The sequence below is a fragment of the Cloacibacillus evryensis DSM 19522 genome (assembly GCF_000585335.1).
GTDB classification, from domain to species: domain Bacteria; phylum Synergistota; class Synergistia; order Synergistales; family Synergistaceae; genus Cloacibacillus; species Cloacibacillus evryensis.
In genome coordinates, this window is the sequence record NZ_KK073872.1 from 1,426,607 (window position 1) to 1,450,083 (window position 23,477).

Sequence of the window (23,477 nt, forward strand, 5' to 3'; positions counted from 1 at the left end):
GGGAAAAATAAAAAAAGCCGACGCGAATCCTATGTGGAAATACAGGTTCGATCGTTCTCTGGGATAGGGATGTTGTTACTGTAAAGTCGATTTTTCAGAAGCGGAATCTTTCGCAGGCGTAATGGCCGGGAGCCGTCCTTTTAAGGGGCTTCCGGTCGTTTTTTCTTGACGTAACCTAACATTACAAGTATCATCAGTAGGTCAAATGCGATAACCTTATATGGAGCTTCAACAGCAAAGAAGGAGTGAAAGTAATGGGGACACGTAAACCGGAAGACATTCGCAGTATCGCACTCATTTCACACGGAGGCGCGGGAAAGACCACACTGAACGAGGCATTCCTCTTCGATGCAGGATTGATTTCGCGCATGGGCAGGGTTGAGGACAAGAACACAGTTTCCGACTTTGACTCGGAGGAACAGAAACGCGGCATTTCTATCAGTACGTCTCTTTCCACGATTCCGTATAAGAATAAGACCTTATATATACTGGATACACCGGGCTTTGCCGACTTCGTAGGCGAGCAGCGCTGCGCGATGCGCGTGGCGGACGGCGCCCTGGTCCTTGTGAACGCCACAGCCGGCGTTGAAGTGCAGACACAGAGCGTATGGGACTTCGCTGAGACATTTGAGACCCCCGCAATATTTTTCGTCAGCAAACTTGACCGTGAAAATACCGACTTTGACAATGTCGTGGCAGATATACAGGAAAATATTTCCGACCGCGCGGTGCCTCTTTACCTGCCGATCGGCAGCCAGCTTAATTTCAAGGGCGTGGTGAACGTCCTTACAGGCAAGTCATATATGTATAATGGCGACGGAAGCAAGGATTATACGGAGGGCGAGGTCCCCGCCGATATGGCCGACGCCGTGGCCGCCGCGCGCGAGACGCTCATCGAGCGCGCCGTCGAGGCCGACGACGAACTGATGATGCGCTACCTCGACGGCGAGGAGCTTTCCACAGATGAACTTCTCGGAGTCCTGCGCAAGGCCGTCTGCGCCCGCTCGGTGTTCCCGATCATTCCCGGCTCGGGTACGGCCAATATAGCGGTGCCGCAGTTGATGGATATGATCGTGGAGTATATGCCGTCGCCGAAGGATATGCTGAACCGCGCGGCGCTCAAGGGCGAAGAGGTCGTCAACATTCCGCCCGACGAGAACGGCAAGTTCCTGGCTTTCGTCTTCAAGGTCATGGTCGACCCCTACGTCGGCAAGCTTTCATTCGTGAAGGTCTTCTCCGGCAAGCTGACCGCCGACCAGAGCCTCTATAACGTCACCGAGGACCAGGAGGAGAGGATCAGCTCCTTCCGCTTCATGAAGGGCAAGGAGAGCACGGAGGGCAAAGAGATCATCCTCGGAGATATCGTCGCCATCCCCAAACTTGAGAGCACGATCGCCGGCGATACGCTCGGCGTCAAGGGAGAGGTGCTCCAGTTCCGTCCGATAAAGTTCCCGAAGCCCGTCTACAGCGTGGCGGTCATGCCGAAGAGCCGCGCCGACGAGGACAAGCTCGGCAACGCGATCACGAAGACGCTCAAAGAGGACCGTACGCTTTCATTCGTCAAAAACCCGGAGACGAACGACGCGGTGCTCTCCGGCATGGGAGACATGCACCTCGACATAATGCTCTCCAAGATCAAGGAGCGCTATAAGGTTGACCTGGAGACACGCACGCCGAAGGTCCCCTACCGCGAAACGATAAAGAAAAAGGCCAGCGCCCAGGGCAAGCATAAGAAGCAGTCCGGCGGCCGCGGGCAGTACGGCGACGTCTGGTTCGAACTCGCGCCGCTCGATAAGAACGCCGGCATCGAGTTCATCGACAGGGTCGTCGGCGGCGTCGTGCCGAAGAACTACATCCCGGCGGCGGAGAAGGGCCTCCGCGAGGCGGCGGCGCGCGGATTCCTCGCGGGATTCCCCGCGACGGACTTCTCATGCGCGATCTTCGACGGCTCATACCATGATGTGGACTCTTCGGAAATGGCCTTCAAGATCGCGGCCTCCATCGCCTTCAAGAAATGCATGGAGCAGGCGAACCCGATCCTCATGGAGCCGGTGATGAACGTCGAAGTCACCGTCCCAGAGGACTGCCTCGGAGACGTCATGGGCGACTTCAACAGCCGCCGCGGACGCATCATGGGCATCGACAGCGAGGGCAAACTCCAGATAGTCAAGGCCCAGTGCCCGCTTTCCGAGATGTTCCGCTACGCGATAATCCTCCGCTCCATGACCTCGGGACGCGGCACCTTCTCGATGGAGTACAGCCATTACGAAGAGGTCCCCGGCGATATCGCGAAGAAGGTCATCGAACAGGCGGCCCAGGAGCGCAAAGACGAAGAAGAGTAGTTTTCTAGCAGAAAACAAGTCGAGGCGCCCCCTTCGCGGAGGGCGCCTTTTTTAAAGGCAGGAGGAAGTTCGATGAAGGACAGCCGCCAGATAATCCTGATATTCCTGGCATACTACGGCATCACCTGTGTCTCCAATATTTATTTTCTCTTCGGTCCGTTTTACGAAAAAATGGGGGCTTCCCCGCAGGCCGTAGGGCTTTTTCTCAGTATCTTTTACCTGGTGATGCTGCTCTGCCGTCCGCTCGGCAGCATCGTGATGGAAAAATTCGACATCAGGCGCTCGCTGATCGGCAGTTCGCTTCTCTGCGTCGCGATGACGGCCGGGATCGCCCTTTCGCTTGACCGCCCGCTGCTGCTGCTGTTTTTCCGAGCGATGACGGGAGTGTGCGTCAGCGTCTTCGTCGTATCCACCGTTGCGGCGCAGTCGATATTGCTTGACGAAAAGTCGCGCGGCATCGGCTTCGCCCTCTTTACGACCGGTTCGATGCTGCCGCTGGCGACTGTTGTTCCCCTGAGCGAATGGCTTTTGCTGCATGGCTGCCGCGACCTGTATATATGGTCCCCGGCGCTTGCCTCTCTGGCCTGCGCCGCCGTGAGCTGCCTTGTGAAGGATCTCAGCTATTCCGGCGGCCATGAGAAGAGGTGGGGCAGCTATGGAGACCTCTTCAAGGCAAGGGGCGTCAAGGTGCTGCTCTTTACCGCCGCCGCGATGGGGCTCGCCGACGCGATGACCATCTCGATGGCCTCTTTGGCGAATGCCCGCGCCGTTCCCGTCTCCTATTTCATGGTCGCCAACGCCTTTGCCGCGGTACTCATCCGCACGGCGGCCTTCCGCCTTATCTCCGGCGTCCCGCGCGTAAGGCTGGCCGCGCCCGCGGCGGCTCTGATGGGCTCCGCACTGCTGGGGCTCTCTTTCAGTTCCACTTCGTCTATGTTTATCTTTTTTGGACTGCTCTTCGGCATCGGCATCGGGATCGGCTTCCCGACCGACCTCGCTCTTGTCGGAGATATGCTGCCCGCCGCCTATCATCCCAAGGCTACGGGGCTGGTTCTGCTTGTCATCGACTCCGGGTGGATGATAAGCCCGCTGGTATACGGCTGTTTTTCCCCCTATCTGGGGGTGAGCAATACATTCCGCGTCATCGGCCTGGCGGTCTTCGCGGCGGCCTCCATGCTTTACCTCCGGTATTGGCTGCCGCTGACGCAGGGTAAGCTGAAAATCGACGGAGATTGTTGACGGGCACGTTGCTGCCGGAAAGGAGAATGGTGTCGGTGGATTTTTTTGTAGAAGCGGATGTTTTTGAGTATTTTCCCGGAATGAGGCTGGTCGTGGCGGCAGCCGAGGGGATGTCGCTCCCTGCCGGCACGGAGCCGGTGGCGGCCTTTCTCCGGGATAGCTGGCGCATTGCCGCCGAGGCTTCGACGGCCTATGGAAATCCGCAGTCGCACCCGAATATCAAGCCGTGGGGCGAGCGGATGAAAATGGCCGGAGCGCCGAGAAAAAATTTCCCCAGCTCGATCGAAGCTCTGGTCCGGCGTGCCGGAAAAAGTGAACGGCCATTCGCCATCCACCCCTTTGTAGATTTTTACAACGCGGTCTCCCTTCGTTATTTGGTCCCCGCCGGCGGCTTTGACATTGACGTTCTGCGCGACGGGCTCGCGCTACGTTTTTCGCGGCACGGCGATTCCTTTACGGCGCTTGACGAAGAGGACAGCGTCGATATTCCGCCCGGCGAGGTGAGCTATGCCGACGGCGATATAGTCGTCACCAGACATTTTGTCTGGAAGCAGTCGCGCCACGCCATTATCGCGCCGGAGAGTAAAAATATTTTCTTTATTTCGGAGATACTGGGGGAATTGCCGCCGGAGACCGCCGGCATCGTACATGAGGCTCTCGTTGAGGGGCTGAGGAACTTTTTTAACGCCAAGGTGCGCAGCGACATCCTGGATGCCGGCCGCCGGTCGATTCGGATAAAATAGGGCAGGCTAAGAAAAATCCCCCTCGTCCTTATCGGCGAGGGGGATATCTTTATCGGTTTTCCGTATCGATGTTTCTGTCCTTATGCGTTTGCCTGCCCCTTTGAGCGGCCGGTTTTTCCCCGGTTGTTTATCTCTCCAGCAGTTTGCTGACCAGGTTCGTAAACTTCTGGCCGTCCGCCACGGGCTCGCCGTCGGCGATCGAGGCGAGGCCCATAAGGAGGTTCGACCAGTCTTCGGCGTTGAAGTCCGGTTTCTCGGATTCGTCCGCTATCTTCTTGATCAGCGCGTTGTCGGGGTTTATCTCCATCACGCGCTTTTCCTCCGGCACCTCCTGTCCCATCGAGCGGAAGAGGTTTCTCATCTGCGGCGATATTTCCTCGCCCTTCTGGACGAAGCAGACAGGTGAATCGACGAGGCGGTCTGAAACCTTTACGTCCTCGACGAGCGAGCCGAGAGCCTCTTTGAGCTTTTTGACAAGGCCGACCTTCTCGATCTCTGAATCTTTCTTCTCTTCCTTCCCGCCCTCGGGCAGCATAAGGTCCTCGGCGGCGGCGGAGATGAAGTCATACTTGTCGAACTTGCGGGCGTGGTTCACCCATATCTCGTCCACGGGGTCGCCCAGAAGCAGCACTTTGATGCCCTTTTTCCTGAACGCTTCGAGTTTCGGCGAGTTCTTGAGGTTCTTGAGCGACGAGCCGGCAAGGTAATATATTTTGTCCTGTCCAGCCGGCATGTTGACAAGGTAGTCCTCGATCGTCGTCTTGTCGCCCTCCGAGAGGTCGAAGAGGCATAGCTTCATGATCTCCTCCCTGTGGCGGAGGTCGGAGATGATGCCCTCTTTAAGGACGACGCCGAAGGTCTGCCAGAATTTATTGTAGCTGTCGGGCTGCTCCTTCTGCATCTTGCGCAGCGTGTCCAGGATCTTCTTTACGAGGCTGCTTTTGATCTGCGCCGTCTGGCGGTCCTGCTGGAGCATCTCGCGCGAGACGTTGAGCGAGAGGTCCTCTGAATCGACGACGCCTTTGATGAAGCGCATGTACTCGGGGATGAGGTCCTTGCAATCGTTCATGATGAAGACGCGGCGGATGTAGAGCTGCACGCCGTGCTTGCCGTCCTGATAGAAGAGGTCCATCGGGGGACGCGACGGTATGAACAGCAGTGCGCGGAATTCGCTCGTGCCCTCGGCCTTGTAGTAGATGTGCTCGAGCGGATTTTCCCAGTCGTGCGAGATGTGGCGGTAGAAGTCGTTGAACTCCTCGTCGCTGATCTCTTTCTGCGGGCGCGTCCAGAGGGCCTTCATGGAGTTGACGGGCTCCTCCTTCTCGTCATCCTTTTTCTCCTTTTCCGTGTCGTTCAGGTAGATCGGATAGGTCACGAAGTCGGAATATTCCTTGATGATGCCGCGCAGCGTCCACTCCGAAAGGTAGTCCTTTGCGATATCGTGCTCGTCGTCTTTTTTCTCCTCTTTTTTCATGTGGAGCGTGATCGCGCTTCCCTGCGTCGTCCGGCTGCCCCTGTCTATCGTGTAGGTCCCGTCGCCGGTGGATTCCCACTTCCAGCTCTCGGAGCCGCCGGCCTTGAGCGTTTCCACCGTAACCTTGTCGGCGGCGATAAAACTTGAGTAGAAGCCCACTCCAAACTGCCCGATCAGGTCGCTGTTGATACCGTTTTTCGCTTCCTGCATCGCGCGTATGAATTCGCCGGTGCCGCTGCGCGCGATCGTGCCGAGGTATGAGACGAGCTCGTCGCGGTCCATGCCGATGCCGTTGTCGGAGAAGGTGAGCGTCCCCGCCTTTTTATCTATCGTGATGTCGATGCGCCCGTTCTTCGCGTATTCCGCGAGCTCGGTACGGCTCAAGCTCTCTATGCGCAGCTTGTCGATCGCGTCAGAGGCGTTCGATATCAGCTCGCGCACGAAGATGTCGGGGTTTGAGTAGACGGAGTTGATCATCAGCTCCAGAACCTGTTTTGCCTCGCTTTGAAATTCCATTTTTTCAGCCATAAAATTTCCTCCCTGTAGGTAATTCGTCAATATTATAAATAAAAACCGGGTTTTTTACACCCGGTCCGTTTTTTTTTCGATTCCGGTCTTTTTTAATCTGCCTTGCGGTTTTCGAACTCCATATCGAGCGCTCCGTCCCTGGCCACTACGCGGATCGTGCCTCCGTCGCCGATGTCGCCCGCGATGATGGCCCGCGCGATGCGCGTTTCCAGCGCTTTCTGGACGTAGCGTTTGAGCGGGCGCGCCCCGTAGACGGGGTCGTAGCCGTTCCTGGCGCAGACGTCGAGGGCTTCGTCGGTGAGCTCGAGGTCGATGTTGCGGTCGTGCAGCCTCAATTCGAGCTGCCTGAGGATGAGGCGCACTATCTGCCGGATGTCCTTCAGCGTCAGCGGTTTGAAGCAGATCATTTCGTCGACGCGGTTAAGGAACTCGGGGCGGAATTTTGTGCGCATGAGCCCCATCACCTCTTCGACCGCGCCCTCGGAGAGGGCCCCCTCGCCGTCCATGCCGTCGATCAGTACCTGGGCGCCGATATTGCTCGTCATTATGATGACGCAGTTTTTAAAGTTTACCGTGCGCCCGTGGCTGTCCGTCACACGCCCGTCGTCCAGTATCTGCAGCATGATGTTGAATACGTCAGGGTGAGCTTTTTCTATCTCGTCGAACAGCACGACCGAGTAGGGATGGCGGCGCACGGCTTCGGTGAGCTGCCCGCCCTCCTCATAGCCGACATATCCCGGAGGCGCTCCCACGAGGCGCGATACGGAGTGCTTCTCCATATATTCTGACATATCGATGCGCACGATGTTGTCCTCGGAATCAAAGAGCGATTCGGCGAGGGCCCTCGCGAGCTCCGTTTTGCCGACGCCGGTGGGGCCGAGGAAGATGAAGGAGCCTATCGGGCGTTTCGGGTCCTTTATGCCGGAACGCGCGCGCAGTACGGCGTCCGCCACGAGGCTGACGGCCTCGTCCTGCCCGACGACGCGTTCGTGCAGCACCGCGTCGAGGTGGAGCAGCTTCTCGCGCTCGCCCTCCATGAGCCGGGTGACGGGGATGCCGGTCCATTTCGCCACGATCTCGGCGATCTCCTCCTCCGTGACCTCTTCACGCAGCAGCTTCGTTCCGCCTTTTTCGATCCCGCTGAGGTTTTCTTCCTCTATCTTCAGGTCGCCCTCCAACTTATTGAGCGTCCCGTAGCGAAGCTGGGCGGCGAGGTTGAGGTCGTAGCTGCGCTCCGCCTCGTCTATCTGATGGCGCACCTTTTCGATCTCTTCGCGCATCGAGCGTATCTTGACGATATTTTCTTTTTCGACCTCGTACTGGGCCCGCAGTGTGTTGGCGTGCTCTTTCACGTCGGCGAGCTCCTTTTGCAGGGCTTCGAGGCGGTCCTTGCTGGCCTTGTCTTTTTCGAGCTTCAGCGCCGCCTCCTCGATCTCCAACTGCATCACGCGGCGGTTGACGGAGTCGAGGTCAGTCGGCAGGGAATCTATATCGGTGCGTATCATCGCGCAGGCCTCGTCGATAAGGTCGATGGCCTTGTCGGGGAGGAAGCGGTCGGAGATGTAACGGTTGGAGAGCGTCGCCGCCGCGACAAGCGCGCTGTCCTGTATCCTCACGCCGTGATGCACCTGGAAGCGCTCTTTGAGGCCGCGCAGGATCGAGATCGTGTCCTCGACGCTGGGCGGGTCCACCAGGACGGGCTGGAAGCGCCTTTCAAGAGCGGCGTCCTTTTCGATATACTGGCGGTATTCCTCGAGCGTCGTCGCGCCGATGCAATGCAGTTCGCCGCGTGCGAGCAGCGGTTTGAGCATGTTGCCGGCGTCGAGCGCGCCGTCCGTTTTTCCCGCGCCGACGATGGTGTGGAGCTCGTCGATGAAGAGAATGATGCGCCCCTCGCTCTTCTTGACCTCGTCGAGGACGGCCTTCAGACGTTCCTCAAATTCGCCGCGGAACTTAGCCCCCGCGATGAGAGAACCCATGTCAAGCGCGAAGATGATCCGGTCTTTGAGGTTCTCCGGTACGTCGCCGCGCATGATGCGGATCGCGAGCCCCTCGGCGATCGCCGTCTTGCCGACGCCCGGTTCGCCGATGAGGACGGGGTTGTTCTTCGTCTTGCGGCTGAGGATGCGGATGGTGCGGCGGATCTCTTCGTCGCGTCCGATGACGGGGTCAAGCTTGTTCTCGCGCGCGGCCTTCACAAGGTCGCGCCCGTATTTCTCAAGGGCGTCGTAGGTGTCCTCCGGATTGTCGCTGGTGACGCGCTGGTTGCCGCGGACCTCGGATAGGGTCTTGAGGAATTTGTCGGGAGTTATTCCGAAGGTATCAAAGATCCTGCCGAGCGGGCTTCCCTTGGTCTCGTAAAGTATCGCGAGGAAGAGATGCTCGACGGAGATATATTCGTCCTTCAGGCTGTCGGCCTCATCTTCGGCTCTGACGAGGATCTTTGAAAGCCGCTGCGAGACATATATCTTGCCCGTCTCCTGCCCGGCGCCAGAGACGCGCGGCTTCTTGCTTAGCTCGTTTTCGACGGCGTTGGCCAGGCTCTCCACCGGAACGTTCATCTTATCGAAAAGGCGGGGGATCAGGCCGTTTTCCTGCCTCAGCAGGGCCAGCGCCAGGTTCTCGGCGTCCACCTCCTGATGTCCGTGGCGCACCGCGATATTTTGGGCTTCGTAGAAAGCCTCCTGTGATTTCTGTGTGAGTTTGTTCATATCCATATCTATATCCACTCCCGAAAACATATTTTAACCAATCCTGATGTTACTGAAATATTATAATACATCAATTAACATCAAACAATAGTTTTGACAGTGTTTTTATGAGAAAAACTCTAAGCATTTTCCACAAAAGAATAACATGGCTGAAGTCTGATCACATTTATTAAATATTATTATTTTTATGATTCGCCGGTTCTGGAATATTACTTCGTTTCATGAAAAATAGCTAAATAAGCTGAAAATTGAGTAAATGACCTTGACAATCGGTGCATTAAAGTATAAGGTATGGAAGTCGGCACAAGCTGATGTATAAATATTTCCTGTTGGGAGGCAACACCTTGAAAAGCAACGGCACAGTAAAATGGTTTAACGCAACGAAGGGTTATGGATTCATCACAACTGACGAAGGCAACGATGTATTTGTCCACTTCAGCGCTATCCAGGGCGACGGTTTCAAAACACTTGACGAGGGTCAGAAAGTGAGCTTCGAGATTACCCAGGGCAGCAAGGGCCCCCAGGCTTCCGACGTAGAGAAAATCTAACTTCAGCAGTATTTCTTTATATTATATCAATATTTTATAAAAGAAATCGAGATCGCAAAGGAGGACAGCATTTGTTGTTCTCCTTTATTTTGTCCGTGCGTCCGCGCGGGATGGCGATAATTTTTGCCGTTAAGGCATAATATTAAAATTTCCCTTTGACTAATATTAACATTTGTTATAGATTAGGCATGTTGCGGTGCCTGTGCCGTGCGTTCCGACCCGCGGCCGGACGAGGTCAGGCATTTTTTTAAACTTAAATTTGAAAACGATCAGGAGGAGCTTAATGTCTCTCATAAAGGATAAACAACTTTCCGCCGATAAACTTCGCCGCGCGGCCGACCTCGCGGCCCTCGGCTTTAAAACTACAAAGGGACTGGATAAGCTCGCCGGGCTGATCGGCCAGGAACGCGCCGTGCGCTCCGTCGGCTTCGGCCTCTCTGTGCAGAGCAAGGGATATAACATATTTATGGTCGGCGAGCCGGGGTGCGGGCGCACCTCCTACGCGCTGGAGGAGCTGAGGCGCGCCGCCTCGGACATGCCGGCTCCGGACGACTGGGTCTATGTCTATAACTTCGACGATCCGAGCCTGCCGCTGGCGATCAGCTTGCCGGCCGGCAAGGGGCGCGAGCTTGCGAAGGACGCCGAGGACGCGATAGAGGACCTCAAAACGGCGCTTTCAAAGGCTTTTGACAATAATGAATTCGAGGACAACAAGGCGCAGCTCGTGAAGTCGTTCCAGGACGAGGTCAACACCATCATGGAGGAGCTGCGGAAGTGGGCCGAATCGAAGGATTTCGCCATCAAGCGCACGCCTCAGGGTTTCGTCAATCTGCCGCTGATAATGGCGCCGCCGCTGCCCCAGCATGACGAGGGGCAGGACGAGGCCGACGACAAGGACAATAAGACGGAAGAGGGCGAAAAACAGCTCGTTCGCCGCGAGATGCAGCAGGATGAGTTTGAAAAGCTTTCGGACGAGGAGCAGGAGGTCCTGCAGAAAGTTTCCGAGGAGATATCCCAGAAGACGCTGGAGAAGCTGCGCCTCATCCGCGAGCGCGAGAAGGAGCTCAAGGAAAAGATAAAGGAGCTTGAGAGCCAGATCTGCCGCGTGGCGATCACGCCGATCCTCGCGGAGCTGCGCGGCAAGCATATGCCGAACGAGAAGCTTGCGAAATGGCTCGACGCGCTGACGGAGGACCTCATCGCGAACTTCAGCGTTTTCCTCGCCGCCGTCCGCGACGACGCGGCGGAGGTCGATTTTTCCCGTTACGAGGTGAACGCCTTCGTCTCCAACAACCCGAACGACGGCGCGCCCGTCATCTGCGAAACAAACCCGATCTACTACAACCTTGTCGGCAAGGTCGATTATGAGAACCGGCAGGGCAATCTCTATACCGATTTCCGCCGCATAACCCCCGGCGCGATGCACCGCGCGAACGGCGGCTTCCTGCTGCTCGACGCCGACGAGCTTCTGCGCCAGTTCATGTCGTGGGACGTGCTGAAACGCGTCCTGCGCTACCGCGAACTCTCGATCGAAAACCTTGGCGAACAGCTCGGCTACATCCCGGTCTCCTCGCTGCGTCCGGAGCCGATACCGATAGAGATGAAGGTCGTGATCGTAGGTACTCCCTACCTTTATTACCTGCTCAACATATATGACCCCGAGTTTCAGAAGGTATTCAAGATCAAGGCCGAGTTTGACTCAGAAATGCCGCGGACCGGCGAAAGCGAATATCAGATCGCCCAATTTGTCGCGGGCTTCGTTGCGCGGGAGGGCAAGCTCAATTTCACCGTGACCGCCGTCGGCGAGGTGATCGAATGGGCCTCGCGCCTCGCGGAGGACCGGAACAAGCTTTCGACGCAGCTCAATAAGATCGCCGACGTGCTTGTCGAGTCGACCGCCTACGCGAAGGCGGAGGGCAAGAAGCTTGTCGGCGTCGACCATGTCCGCAGGGCTCTTGAAGAAAAGATCCACCGCGCCGATATGTGGGAGGACAAGGTGCTGGAGGAGTACCGCAAGGGCGTCATCCGCATCGACACGGAGGGCTCCGTCGTCGGGCAGATAAACGGCCTCACGGTCTCGCAGCTGATCGACCACTCCTTCGGCTCGCCGGTGCGCATTACCGCCAACGTCTTTATGGGCGCCGAGGGCGTCGTCAACATCGAGCGCGAGGTGAGCATGACGGGCCCGATCCACAACAAGGGGCTGATGATACTCACAAGCTACCTCGGGCGGATGTACGCGCGGGACTTCCCGCTTTCGGTCAGCGCCCGCATCGCCTTTGAGCAGACCTACGGCGGCATCGAGGGCGACAGCGCCTCGTCGACCGAGCTCTACTGCCTGATGTCGGCGATCGCCGGCATCCCGCTCGAACAGGGGATCGCCGTCACCGGCTCCGTCGACCAGATGGGCTTCATACAGCCGATCGGCGGCGTCAATGAGAAGATAGAGGGCTTCTTCCGCTACTGCAAGGCCAACGGTTTCACGGGGAAACAGGGCGTCATCATTCCCGTGCAGAACGAACAGCATCTGATGCTGAACCATGAGGTGACGGAAGCTGTCAGGAAGAACAAGTTCCACATCTGGAGCGTTTCGACTATAGACGAGGGGATCGAGATCCTTACGGGCGTCCCCGCGGGAACGAAGGACGAAAAGGGCGGCTATCCGAAGAACAGCGTCCACGGACGCGTGCAGGCGGCCCTCGAAGGCTGGATCGAGCGTTCCTTCCGCTACAAGAAGGTAATGACGGACCGCGTAGACCCGCCGAAGAAGCGGAGCCGCAGGAAGACGGCCCCAGCCATGAACGAAGAGCCCACCGTGGTGAAAGAGGCGGAATGATGGCCGAGCTGCACCATGTGCGGGAGATCCTCGACGGACTGGAGGCGCTCTACGGGAACGAAGCGCGCCCCGCTGGCGACTTCTGGTATGAGGAGCCGCTTGACGACCTCATACTGACGATACTGTCGCAGAATACCAACGATAAACTGCGCGACAAGGCCTTCGCGAAGATGAAAGCCGCCTATTCCTCGTGGGAGGAGGTGGCTCATGCCGACCTGGAGGAGCTCAAAGAGGTGCTGCGCATCGCGGGGATGAGCAGCACGAAGCCGCCGCGCATCCAGCAGATACTGGCCGCGGTCAAAGAAAAATTTGGCGGCTACACTTTGAAGGAGCTTCGGGGCTGGAAGCAGCCGGAGGTGCGCGAATACCTCACCTCTCTGCCGGGAGTGGGCCCCAAGACCTCGGCGATCGTGGAATGTTTCGACCTGGGAATGCCCGGCTTCCCCGTAGATACGCATATCACGCGGCTCAGCAAGCGTTTTGGCTGGGCCGACGAAAAGAGTCCTCCCGACAAGATACAGGCAAGGCTGGAGGCGGCGCTGCCGCCGGAACGCTTTCGCGGCGGCCACCTGAACTTCCTTGACCACGGGCGGAGCATATGCAGCGCCCGCAAGCCAGACTGCGCCCGCTGCGCTCTGGCGAAATGGTGCGGCTACGGAAAGAGGGCGGCGGAAGAGGCCGCCGATGGATTATAGGAAGAAGTTTCTCGCCGCGGCGTCCCGCCAGGGATGGCTCAACGCTCATGGCATCGTCTGCGCCCTCTCGGGCGGCGGCGATTCCGTCGCCGCTCTCTGGCTGCTGAAGAGTTTTTTTAACGGCCGCGTCGTGGCGGCTCACCTCGACCACTGCACGAGGGAGGGCGGTTCGCATGACGACGCCGCCTTTGTGCGCGAGTTATGCGCGGAGTGGCGGATAGAGTGCGCCGTCAAGGTGGTTGACGTCCATCACTGCCGCGAGACGGGCGAATCGTTCGAGATGGCGGGGCGGCGCGCGCGTTACGAACATTTTTATGAGACGGCCGCGCGTTTCGGGCTGCCCTATATCGCGGTCGGACACAATTCCGACGACGTGGTCGAGACCCAGCTGATGAATCTCGCGCGCGGCAGCGGCCTCGCCGGACTGCGCGGCATTCCCGAGGTGCGCGGCGATATCGTGCGTCCGGTGATCGATTTCAGCCGCGAAGAACTCCGTAATATACTGAGAGAAAACGGCGTCCCCTGGCGCGACGATTTTACAAACGACGAGTCGGACTACCGGCGCAACAAGGTCCGGAACATACTTATACCATGGATAAAAGAAAACCTGAACCCGGGGTTTGAGAACGTGATGCTCGGCCTTGCGAAACAGGTCGGCGCCGAGGTCGAGGCCCGTGAGCGGACGGCGCGCCGCGAAATAGCGAAGATCGCCCTCCGCCTGCCGCCGGCGCTGGCCGCCTGGCGGACCGACGGGCTCGGCGAGCTGCCTGAACTTACTCTCGCCGAGATGCTCCGCCTGCAGGGGGCCGAGCTCTCGCTGCCGGCGCTCTCCCGCGCGCGCACGAACGGGCTTGTCGGCCTGGTGCGCCGCGGCGGCTGCTGGCGCTTCCAGTGGGCGCGCGACGTGGAGGTCTGCTATTCTGCGCGCGGCATCGGCTGGCTTCATCGGGCCGATATAAAGGCGGGGAAAAATTTTAGCAAAAATACCTGCGAAAATAGGCTTCCATGGTGGGCGAGATAATACGAAATATGATATTATTCTTAATTGTTTGCAAGCTGCAATTATCGCCCTAAAGGGAGTGCTTTAATTTGGAATACAGAATAGGCAGAATAATGCTTTCGGAAGAGGAGCTTCATAGCAAAGTAAGGGAGCTGGGGGCAAGGATACGCGAGGATTACCGCGGGAAAAAGGTGGTTTTCGTCTGTGTGCTCAAGGGGGCTGTGATATTCTTCTCCGACCTTGTCCGCGAGATAGGGCCGGACGTCGACGCCCAGCTTGACTTTCTCGCCATCTCCTCCTACGGCGCCTCTACCAGAAGCAGCGGCGTCGTGAAGATCCAAAAAGATCTGAGCACGGATATACACGGCAAACATGTGATAATAGTTGAGGATATACTCGACACGGGACTCTCGCTTTCGTATATGAGCAAGCTCCTGCGCGAGCGCGCTCCCGAGTCGCTTGAAATATGCGTACTGCTTGACAAGGCCGAGCGCCGCACGCAGCACGTCGATGTTAAATATACCGGTTTCACGATACCTGACGAGTTTGTCATAGGCTACGGCCTGGACTACGCGGGGCAGTTCCGCCATCTCCCCGCCGTGCATATCGCCGAGCCTCTTGATTGACGGTATTTGAACGGTCTTTGCCTGGGCCGGCGGCGGACGGTTTTATATTTGAAAAGAAGTGAAGCATAGAAAGCGAGGATAAGGGATATTGAAGAAAATTTCTAAAAACGTGGGGATGTATATAGTCCTCATCGTACTGGTGGTCAGCCTGGTCAATGTGTTCCTGGGCCCTGACAGCGCTACTAAAAAGACGACGCAGAGCGAAGTGATGCCCTACAGCACATTCCTCAGCGAGGTGAACAGCGGCAACGTCACCAAGGTCAGGATCGATCATGAACAGCTGACCGGCACGCTGAAATCGGGCAAGCAATTTACTACGTATATACTCGACGCGGCGACGCTCCCCTCGACGGTAGCGGAAAAGGGCGTCGAAGTGGAGATCGTTCCGCCGCCGAAGAACTCGTGGCTCACGGCTCTTCTGACGTCGCTCCTGCCGACGCTGCTTCTGATCGGCGTCTGGATATACTTCATCTACAACATGCAGGGCGGCGGCAGCAAGGTGATGGGCTTTGCGAAGAGCAAGGCCAAACTATTCCTTGACAATCGCCCGAAGGTGACCTTCGGCGACGTCGCGGGATGCGACGAATCGAAGGAGGAGCTTGAAGAGGTCGTGCAGTTCCTCAAAGACCCAGCGAGGTTCACGAAGCTCGGCGCGAAGGTGCCGCGGGGCGTGCTTCTGCTCGGCGCTCCGGGGACGGGCAAGACACTCCTCTCCCGCGCGGTGGCGGGCGAGGCCGACGTGCCCTTTTTCAGCATCAGCGGCTCCGACTTTGTGGAGATGTTTGTCGGCGTCGGCGCGGCGCGCGTGCGCGACCTCTTTGAACAGGCCCGCAAATACCAGCCCTGCATAATATTCATCGACGAGATAGACGCCGTAGGACGCCATCGCGGCGCGGGGCTCGGCGGCGGACACGACGAACGTGAACAGACATTGAACCAGCTGCTTGTGGAGATGGACGGTTTTGAGGCCGGTTCGGGGATAATCCTCATCGCCGCGACCAACAGGCCCGACATCCTGGACCCGGCGCTGCTGCGCCCGGGACGCTTCGACCGCCAGGTGGTCGTCGACCGTCCCGACGTCAACGGACGCCGCGACATCCTCAAGGTACACCTGCGTGACATGAAGATAGAACATGACGTCGACCTCGACGTCATCGCGCGCCGCACTCCCGGCTTTGTCGGCGCCGACCTGGCCAACCTCGTCAACGAAGCGGCGCTGCTTGCCGCGCGCAGAGACAAGGAGATGCTTGGGATGCCCGAATTTGAAGAGGCGATCGACCGCGTTATGGCCGGGCCGGAGCGCAAAAGCCGCATAATCAGCAAGAAGGAGCGCGAGATAATCGCCTACCACGAGGCGGGACACGCCCTTGTCGCGGCTAAAATAAAGGGTTCCGACCCCGTGCATAAGATTTCGATCATCCCGCGCGGCCACATGGCGCTCGGCTACACTCTGCAGCTCCCCGAGGAGGACAGGTTCCTCATCTCCCGCCAGGAGCTCGCGGACAAGATCTGCGTGCTGCTCGGAGGCCGCGTGGCCGAAGCCATCTGCTTCGGAGACGTGACCACGGGAGCTTCCAACGATCTTGAGCGGGCGACGCAGATCGCGCGCCAGATGGTGACGCAGTTCGGCATGAGCGACAAGCTGGGCCTCGTGACGCTCGGACGCAAGCAGCACGAGGTATTCCTCGGCCATGACATCGTTGACGACCGCAATTACAGCGAAGAGGTCGCCCATACGATAGACCTTGAGATACGTGCGATAGTCGACGGCAGCATGAACAAGGCGCGGGAGATCCTCACCGAGAACCGCGAGCGGCTGGAGGAGATAACGAGGCTGCTGCTTGAGAAGGAGATACTCGAAGGCGACGAGCTTGACGAGCTTCTCGGCTATCCGAAGAAGGAACACAACGGCGATAACGCCGCGAAGGATAAACCGGAAGAGGACAAGGATCAAAAAGAGGACAAGAAGAAAGACGACGACGGCCCGGACGCCGAGGCGGTCATTCATCAGGTACCGGATATAGAAGAGGCCGATTCGGGAAACTTCAACACTCCGATGGACGAAGAGAAATAAGATCACCGGTCGAGCCGCCCATCGGGCGGCTCGTTTTTCTCGTGTCTCCGCCGATGGCGCCGCGGGCGGGTCTGTGTTAGAATATAACGGTTTTAAATAAAATACCTGATATGAGAACAAGAAAGGTCGAAGATGGAAGAGGATAAATTCAAACTGGTCGCGCCGTTCGGACTGTCGGGAGACCAGCCGCAGGCGGTGGAGAAGCTTGTACGCGGTTTCCGCGAAAAGGACGGGACGCGCCAGACGCTCTTGGGAGTTACGGGCAGCGGCAAGACCTTCACGATGGCGAACGTCATCGCCGAGCTCAACCGCCCGACGCTCGTCATGGCGCACAACAAGACACTCGCGGCGCAGCTTTACAGCGAGTTCAAGGAATTTTTTCCCGAAAACTCAGTAAACTATTTCGTCAGTTACTATGATTACTACCAGCCGGAGGCCTATATCCCCGCCTCCGACGTCTATATAGAAAAGGATTCCTCCGTCAACGAGCGTATCGAAAAACTGCGCCTCGCGACGACTAAGTCGTTGCTTGAGCGGCGCGACGTCATCGTCGTCGCGAGCGTCTCCTGCATCTACGGACTCGGAAAGAGGAAGAACTACGAGGACGCGATCTTCCGCTTCGCGCAGGGGGAGCGCTGGGAACGCCGCGCCTTCATGCTGCGCCTCATCGAGAACTACTACGAACGCAACGACGCCTCGCTCGTCCCTGGGACCTTCCGAAGCAGGGGAGAGACGATGGAGATATATCCCGCCTACAGCGACACCGCGCTGCGCGTCTCCTTCTTTGACGACGAGATAGAGCGGATCGACGAGATCGATCCCGTTTCGGGCAAGAGCCTGCTGCGGAAGGAGAAGGTCGGAATCTTCCCTTCGCAGCACTACGTTACGAGCACCGACGCCATCCAGAAGGCGGCCGGAGTGATCGAGCGGGAGATGGAGGAGTGCTGCGCGCGCTTTACGAGCGAGGGCAAGTATCTTGAGGCCGAACGGCTCAGGATGCGCACCAAATACGATCTTGAGATGCTGCTCGAGGTCGGTTACTGCTCCGGCATCGAGAACTATTCGCGCTATCTCGACGGACGCGAAGAGGGCGACCCGCCCGGGACGCTGCTCGACTTTTTCCCGCAGGACGCGCTCTTCTTTATCGACGAATCGCACATGACGCTGCCGCAGGTGCGCGGCATGTACAACGGCGACCGCGCGCGCAAGGAGGTCCTTGTGGAGCACGGTTTCCGCCTGCCCTCCTGCCTCGACAACCGGCCCCTGCGCTGGGACGAGTATGAGCCGGTGCTGAAAAACGCCCTCTTCATATCGGCGACGCCGGGAGATTACGAGTTCGCGCATTCGGACCACGTCGTCGAACAGCTCATCCGCCCGACCGGCATCCCCGACCCCGAGGTCGAGGTGCATAAGGCGACGGGGCAGGTCGACGACCTGCTCGCGGAGATCCGCCCGATCGTGGAGCGCGGCGAGCGCGTGCTCGTCTCGACGCTGACGAAGCGTTCCGCCGAGGACTTGGCCGAATATATGGCCGAACTCGGCATCAAGGTGCGCTATATACATTCCGAGCTTGACACCTTTGAGAGAGCGGAGCTGCTGCGCGACCTGCGTCTGGGCGTCTTCGCCGTCCTCGTCGGCGTCAACCTGCTGCGCGAGGGCATAGACCTGCCCGAAGTCTCGCTGGTGGCGATACTCGACGCCGACCGCGAGGGCTACCTGCGCGCGCACCGCTCGCTGGTGCAGATGATCGGGCGCGCCGCTCGCAACAGCGCGGGAAAAGTGATATTATATGCCGATAGGATAACAGACAGTATGGATTTGGCGATGAAGGAGACAACACGCCGCCGCGAGGCGCAGACGGCCTTCAACGAGGAGCACCACATCGAGCCGAAGACGATCGTCAAATCCGTGAAGAACCTGCTGCCTGACGAGCTGCTGAGCGATGGCGGGACGAGTTACGCCGGCATGCGCGCCGCCTCTCCCAACGAAGAGGCCAGGGAGCAGAACATCCACGAGCTTGAAAAAAAGATGTGGGAGGCCGTCGAGAAGCTCGATTTTGAGACGGCGGCCCAGTTAAGGGACGATATACAGAGACTGAAAGGCGGCAATCCGATTGGAACAGCAAATAAGAATTACCGGGGCAAGGCAGCACAACCTCAAAAACATAAACGCAGATATCCCAAAAAATAAATTGGTCGTGGTCACGGGTCCCTCGGGCTCCGGCAAGTCGTCGCTCGCCTTCGACACGGTCTACGCCGAGGGGCAGCGGCGCTATGTGGAGTCTCTCTCCTCCTACGCGCGGCAGTTCCTTGGAATGTCGGACAAACCCGACGTGGACGACATCTCCGGGCTCTCTCCCGCGATATCGATCGAGCAGAAGGGCTCCAACCACAACCCGCGCTCGACGGTGGGGACGGTCACGGAAATATACGACTATCTGCGCCTGCTCTACGGGCGCGCCGGCACGCCGCACTGTCCGAAGTGCGGCCGCGAGGTGCACCGCTACAGCGTCGACGAGATAATCGACCTCATCTACAAAGAGTACGACGGCAAGCCTCTGGAGATATATTCGCCGGTGGTAAAGGCGAAAAAGGGCGAGTATAAAAACCTGCTGCTCAAGCTGCACCAGCAGGGGTACATGCGCGCGCGCATCGACGGCACCCTCTATTGGCTCGAGGAGGCGGTGGAGCTTGACAAGAAGAGACGCCATACCATCGAATGCCTGATCGACCGTATGCGCGTTAAAGAAGAGAACCGCTCTCGCCTCAGCGAGGCGATAGAGATGGCGCTCAAGCTCTCGGACGGCTTCATCATGCTCGCCTCGGAGGGGACGGCTGATATGGAGCTGACGGAGAAATATATCTGCCCCGAATGCCAGATCAGTCTGCCCGATATCGAACCGCGCCTCTTTTCCTTCAACGCCCCCTTCGGAGCCTGCCCGGACTGCGGCGGCCTCGGCTTCCATTCGCACTTCTCTCCGGAACTCGCGGTCAATCCCGAGCTGCCGCTCGGCGAAGGCGGCTTCATCCCCTGGAAGAGCATGAAGTATATGGTGCACAAGGCGGAAAAACTTGCCGAGAAAAAGGGCTGGGATATAGGAAAGCCGTTTAAAGAACTGCCAGAAACAGTCCAACAGGAGCTGTTGTACGGCTCCGACGAGGTCCTGGAGCTGACCTTTACCGATAAAAAAAACGGCGACTGGGAATACAACGGAAAATATATCGGCCTCATACCGTGGATAGAGAAGCGCTATAACGAGACAGAGTCGGAAAATTATAAGGACGAACTTGGGCGCTGCCTTGTGGAGGACGTCTGTCTCACCTGCAAGGGGCGAAGGCTGAAACCGGAGGCGCGCGCCGTCACCCTCGGCGGCCGCAACATCGGCGAGCTGACGGAGATGCCGATCGACGAGCTGATCGCGGTGCTCGACGGGCTCAAACTCGGCGAGCGCGAGCAGAAGATCGTCGGCATCGCGCTGACCGAGGTGCGCAAGCGGCTCTCCTTCCTCAACGACGTCGGCGCGGGATACCTGAGCCTTTCGCGCCGCGCCGACACCCTCTCCGGCGGAGAGAGCCAGCGCATAAGGCTCGCTTCGCAGATCGGTTCGCAGCTGACGGGGGTGCTCTACGTGCTCGACGAGCCGACGATCGGCCTTCATCCGCGCGACACGAACCGGCTGCTCGATACGCTGAGGGCTATCCGCGACATCGGCAACACCGTGCTCGTCGTAGAACACGACCGCGACACGATGGCCGCCGCCGACCACATCCTCGAACTCGGACCCGGCGCGGGCGAGCACGGCGGCGAGCTGATTGCGGGCGGCAGCGCCGAAGAGGTGATGCGCGGCGATTCCAGCACGGCGCTCTACCTGCGCGGCGAGGCAGACGGCACCTGGCGTCCGCAGTCCGAACGCCGCAGGCCCTCGGGGATGATAAAGGTGCGCGGCGCGAGGGAGAACAACCTCAAAAAACTCAACATAGACATCCCGCTCAACGTCTTCGCCGCGCTCTCCGGCGTTTCGGGGTCGGGCAAGAGCACATTTCTTTATGAGGTGCTCTATAAGGGGCTGCGCGGAAAGTTTGACAAAGACTACCGCGAGCGTCCCGGCAAATTCGATTCGATCGGCGGCTACGAGTCGCTGCGCAACATCGTGCTCGTCGGCCAGAGCCCGATCGGACGCACGCCGCGCTCCAATCCCGCGACATACACGGGGGTATTCACCCCGATACGCGAATTTTACGCCGGGCTGCAGGAATCCAAGCTGCGCGGCTATCAGCCCGGGCGCTTCAGCTTCAACGTCAAGGGCGGCCGCTGCGAGGCCTGCAACGGCGACGGCGTGATAAAGGTCTCGATGCTCTTCCTCCCCGACGTCTACGTGAAGTGCGACGTCTGCAAGGGACAGCGCTACAACCGCGAGACGCTCGAGGTGCGCTACAAGGGGCTTTCGATCGCCGACGTCCTTGAACTGACCGTCGACGAGGCGATCGAACATTTTGCCGGCATTCCGCGCATCGCGAACAAATTAAAGGTGATACAGGAGGCCGGGCTCGGCTATATCAGGCTCGGGCAGCCCGCGCCGACGCTCTCCGGCGGCGAGGCCCAGCGCGTGAAACTCGCGACGGAGCTTAGCAAAAAATTCCGCGGCAACACCCTCTACCTGCTCGACGAGCCGACGACGGGGCTTCACTACACGGACGTCAGGAAGCTGCTCAAGCTGCTCCACAAGCTTGTCGATCAGGGAAATTCAGTCCTCGTGATCGAGCACAACCTCGACGTTCTCGCCTCCTCCGACTATATAATGGACCTGGGGCCAGAGGGGGGGCGCGGCGGCGGCAGCCTGATCGCCAAAGGCACGCCGGAAGAGGTGGCGCGCGCAAAGGGGCCGACCTCAAAATATCTGGCGCAGTTTTTTAAGGAGATGAAGCGGGACCATGACTAACGACAGAAGAGAACGCGAGAGGCGCGGCGGCGCGGATAGGAGAAACGAGCGCGCGCCGTCTGAGGATATCTGCTGGGGGCGCAATCCCGTGATCGCGCTGCTCGAGGGGGACCCGGAGCGTTGTATGAAGGTGCTTGTCTCCAAAGGCGCGCAGCCCCATATAAAAGCTAAAATCACGGAGCTATGCCGCGCGAACGGCATAATATTCCAGAATGTCGAGGGCGCGGCGCTCGACCGGCTGACGAACGGCGAGAACCACCAGGGCGTCGCGGCCTACACCGCGCAGATGAAGCTCTGGGAGGCGGAAGATCTGCTGGCCTCGCTGCCGGCGGCGCCAGCGCCCGTGCTGCTGCTGCTCTGCGACCACCTGCAGGACCCGCACAACCTCGGCGCGGTGATCAGAAGCGCGGAGGCCGCGGGCGCGGCGGCGGTGATGATACCGAAACGCGGCGGCTGCCTGCCGACGGGGACCGTCGTCAAGACGAGCGCCGGCGCGGCGCTGCGGCTGCCCGTCGTCAAAGTCGGAAATATTTCGCAGACGATAAAACTGCTTCAGGAGGCGGACTTCTGGGTGACGGGACTCGCGATGGAGGGGCGTGAAACGCTCTTCAAAGAGGACCTGCCGCCGCGCAGCGTCATCGTCGTCGGCGCGGAGGGCGAAGGTCTCGGCACGGCGGTGACCAAGGCCTGCGACGATATCCGTTTCATCCCGATGCTGGGGGCGACGGGTTCGCTCAACGCCTCCGTCGCCGCGAGCCTCGCGATGTTCGAGTGGTCGCGGTCGCGGCGGCCGTCGGCGCAATAAAAAAACAGGAGTTTTAAAGATGTGCCGCCGCGGCTATGAAAGACAGTCCGCGGCGGCGGTTTTTTATTTCATCAGTTCCATGTGCTTTTGCAGGGCTTCGGCGCTTCTGACGCAGAGGTAGCAGTTTATCTGTTCGAGCAGGGATATGTCGCGCAGCTCTTTGAATTTCTTCGAGACCGTCACGCGGTTCATGCCGAGCATGTCGGCGATCGTCTGTTGGCTGAGCTTCTCGGCGATGAGGATCTTCCCGTCGTAGCCGGTGCCGTAATGCTCCATAAAGATCTGCAGCAGGCGGCATATCTTCCATTCCGCGGATTTTTGCTGCCCGCAGCGTATTTGCCCCATCGCGGAGAGAAATTTCCCCGCCATCGATTTGCAAATGTCCATCACGATATCGATATCATGTTTGAAGGCGTGCTTCAGCGCGCATTTATGAATGCGCACGAGCGTCGAGGGCACCATCGTCTTGAAGAGGACGGGACTCGGCTTGTCGACCAGCATACATTCCTCGAGAAAGACGGAATTCGGCTCCATGAAGCTGTAGATGCGCTGTTCGCCGCCAAAGGTCAGCTCGTAGCAGATGACGCGCCCCTCCTTCACGAGGTAGCAGTATTCCGGCACCTCGTCCACCCTGTTGAGTTCGTAATCCCTGCCGACCCGGATCACCTCGCCGAGCTCCTCGAGCCGCGCGATCCCCTGCGGCAGATAGTATAGATGGCGTATCTGGTCGTCGCACGTCCGGTCGATCTTCTTGTCATCCTCCACCGTCATCCCCGCCTTTCCGCGTAACCAAGATAACATTGTCTTTTTAACTACACAAGTAGCCAAGGCTACTTACTCCTCCTTTTTCAAACGTCTAAGATAAAAAACGAAGAGCCCATGGGAGAGCTTTGGAAAAATCGCCATACGATCATAAA

The 23,477-nt window shown here is 58.6% G+C and carries 15 protein-coding genes; 12 read left to right on the top strand and 3 right to left on the bottom strand.

What is annotated here, in order from left to right:
- The first annotated feature begins 254 nt into the window (after positions 1 to 254).
- From fusA to CLOEV_RS15905, 3 genes are all read left to right on the top strand, one after another.
- On the top strand, positions 255 to 2,342 hold the full coding sequence (fusA, locus tag CLOEV_RS06315) for an elongation factor G (protein ID WP_008711337.1): 2,088 nt from the start codon (positions 255 to 257) through the stop codon (positions 2,340 to 2,342).
- 72 nt (positions 2,343 to 2,414) lie between these two features.
- Positions 2,415 to 3,581 carry an MFS transporter gene (locus CLOEV_RS06320; RefSeq protein ID WP_008711338.1) on the top strand — a complete coding sequence of 389 codons (1,167 nt, stop codon included), beginning with the start codon at positions 2,415 to 2,417 and terminating at the stop codon, positions 3,579 to 3,581.
- Between the two features lie 35 nt (positions 3,582 to 3,616).
- Positions 3,617 to 4,324, top strand: a complete 708-nt coding sequence (locus tag CLOEV_RS15905) for a B3/B4 domain-containing protein (protein ID WP_008711339.1) — start codon at positions 3,617 to 3,619, stop codon at positions 4,322 to 4,324.
- A 127-nt stretch (positions 4,325 to 4,451) separates the two neighbouring features.
- Here CLOEV_RS15905 and htpG read toward each other — a convergent pair whose 3' ends face one another.
- Together htpG and clpB are read right to left on the bottom strand one after the other, a co-directional pair.
- Positions 4,452 to 6,326, bottom strand: a complete 1,875-nt coding sequence (gene htpG / locus CLOEV_RS06330) for a molecular chaperone HtpG (RefSeq protein ID WP_008711340.1) — start codon at positions 6,324 to 6,326, stop codon at positions 4,452 to 4,454.
- A 92-nt stretch (positions 6,327 to 6,418) separates the two neighbouring features.
- Entirely contained in the window at positions 6,419 to 9,043 is a 2,625-nt protein-coding gene (gene clpB, locus CLOEV_RS06335) for an ATP-dependent chaperone ClpB (RefSeq protein WP_034442598.1), read from the bottom strand.
- 338 nt (positions 9,044 to 9,381) lie between these two features.
- Between clpB and CLOEV_RS06340 the strand changes: the two genes are divergently transcribed.
- The 9 genes from CLOEV_RS06340 to rlmB all read left to right on the top strand — a co-directional run bounded on the left by CLOEV_RS06340 (position 9,382) and on the right by rlmB (position 22,560).
- Positions 9,382 to 9,585, top strand: a complete 204-nt coding sequence (locus CLOEV_RS06340) for a cold-shock protein (RefSeq protein ID WP_034442600.1) — start codon at positions 9,382 to 9,384, stop codon at positions 9,583 to 9,585.
- Between the two features lie 283 nt (positions 9,586 to 9,868).
- The gene (locus CLOEV_RS06345; protein ID WP_008711344.1) at positions 9,869 to 12,421 is read left to right on the top strand and encodes a Lon protease family protein; all 2,553 of its coding nucleotides are present in this window, start codon (positions 9,869 to 9,871) and stop codon (positions 12,419 to 12,421) included.
- The gene (locus CLOEV_RS06350; RefSeq protein WP_147564215.1) at positions 12,418 to 13,116 is read left to right on the top strand and encodes an endonuclease III domain-containing protein; all 699 of its coding nucleotides are present in this window, start codon (positions 12,418 to 12,420) and stop codon (positions 13,114 to 13,116) included. The genes CLOEV_RS06345 and CLOEV_RS06350 overlap by 4 nt, the downstream gene beginning before the upstream one ends.
- Complete coding sequence (tilS, locus tag CLOEV_RS15910) at positions 13,106 to 14,137, top strand: tRNA lysidine(34) synthetase TilS (RefSeq protein ID WP_051484928.1); 1,032 nt, start codon at positions 13,106 to 13,108, stop codon at positions 14,135 to 14,137. The genes CLOEV_RS06350 and tilS overlap by 11 nt, the downstream gene beginning before the upstream one ends.
- A gap of 68 nt (positions 14,138 to 14,205) precedes the next feature.
- Positions 14,206 to 14,742: a hypoxanthine phosphoribosyltransferase gene (gene hpt, locus CLOEV_RS06360; protein ID WP_008711350.1), complete on the top strand. Its 537-nt coding sequence runs from the start codon at positions 14,206 to 14,208 to the stop codon at positions 14,740 to 14,742.
- A gap of 88 nt (positions 14,743 to 14,830) precedes the next feature.
- Entirely contained in the window at positions 14,831 to 16,816 is a 1,986-nt protein-coding gene (ftsH, locus tag CLOEV_RS06365) for an ATP-dependent zinc metalloprotease FtsH (protein ID WP_008711352.1), read from the top strand.
- 132 nt (positions 16,817 to 16,948) lie between these two features.
- Positions 16,949 to 19,006 (top strand): excinuclease ABC subunit UvrB, encoded by a 2,058-nt coding sequence (gene uvrB, locus CLOEV_RS06370; RefSeq protein WP_034442604.1) that lies wholly within the window; start codon positions 16,949 to 16,951, stop codon positions 19,004 to 19,006.
- Positions 18,930 to 21,755, top strand: a complete 2,826-nt coding sequence (uvrA, locus tag CLOEV_RS06375; protein ID WP_034442606.1) for an excinuclease ABC subunit UvrA — start codon at positions 18,930 to 18,932, stop codon at positions 21,753 to 21,755. Before uvrB ends, uvrA begins: the two co-directional genes overlap by 77 nt.
- Positions 21,748 to 22,560: a 23S rRNA (guanosine(2251)-2'-O)-methyltransferase RlmB gene (gene rlmB / locus CLOEV_RS06380; RefSeq protein ID WP_034442609.1), complete on the top strand. Its 813-nt coding sequence runs from the start codon at positions 21,748 to 21,750 to the stop codon at positions 22,558 to 22,560. Before uvrA ends, rlmB begins: the two co-directional genes overlap by 8 nt.
- A gap of 63 nt (positions 22,561 to 22,623) precedes the next feature.
- On the opposite strand, the gene CLOEV_RS06385 is transcribed toward rlmB, so the two are convergent.
- Complete coding sequence (locus CLOEV_RS06385) at positions 22,624 to 23,325, bottom strand: Crp/Fnr family transcriptional regulator (protein ID WP_198006165.1); 702 nt, start codon at positions 23,323 to 23,325, stop codon at positions 22,624 to 22,626.
- Positions 23,326 to 23,477: the final 152 nt, after the last annotated feature.

Coding starts and splice junctions, on each gene's coding strand:
- fusA (WP_008711337.1), top strand. CDS start 255: ATGGGGACACGTAAACCGGAAGACATTCGCAGTATCGCACTCATTTCA.
- CLOEV_RS06320 (WP_008711338.1), top strand. CDS start 2,415: ATGAAGGACAGCCGCCAGATAATCCTGATATTCCTGGCATACTACGGC.
- htpG (WP_008711340.1), bottom strand. CDS start 6,326: ATGGCTGAAAAAATGGAATTTCAAAGCGAGGCAAAACAGGTTCTGGAG.
- clpB (WP_034442598.1), bottom strand. CDS start 9,043: ATGGATATGAACAAACTCACACAGAAATCACAGGAGGCTTTCTACGAA.
- CLOEV_RS06345 (WP_008711344.1), top strand. CDS start 9,869: ATGTCTCTCATAAAGGATAAACAACTTTCCGCCGATAAACTTCGCCGC.
- CLOEV_RS06350 (WP_147564215.1), top strand. CDS start 12,418: ATGATGGCCGAGCTGCACCATGTGCGGGAGATCCTCGACGGACTGGAG.
- tilS (WP_051484928.1), top strand. CDS start 13,106: ATGGATTATAGGAAGAAGTTTCTCGCCGCGGCGTCCCGCCAGGGATGG.
- uvrB (WP_034442604.1), top strand. CDS start 16,949: ATGGAAGAGGATAAATTCAAACTGGTCGCGCCGTTCGGACTGTCGGGA.
- rlmB (WP_034442609.1), top strand. CDS start 21,748: ATGACTAACGACAGAAGAGAACGCGAGAGGCGCGGCGGCGCGGATAGG.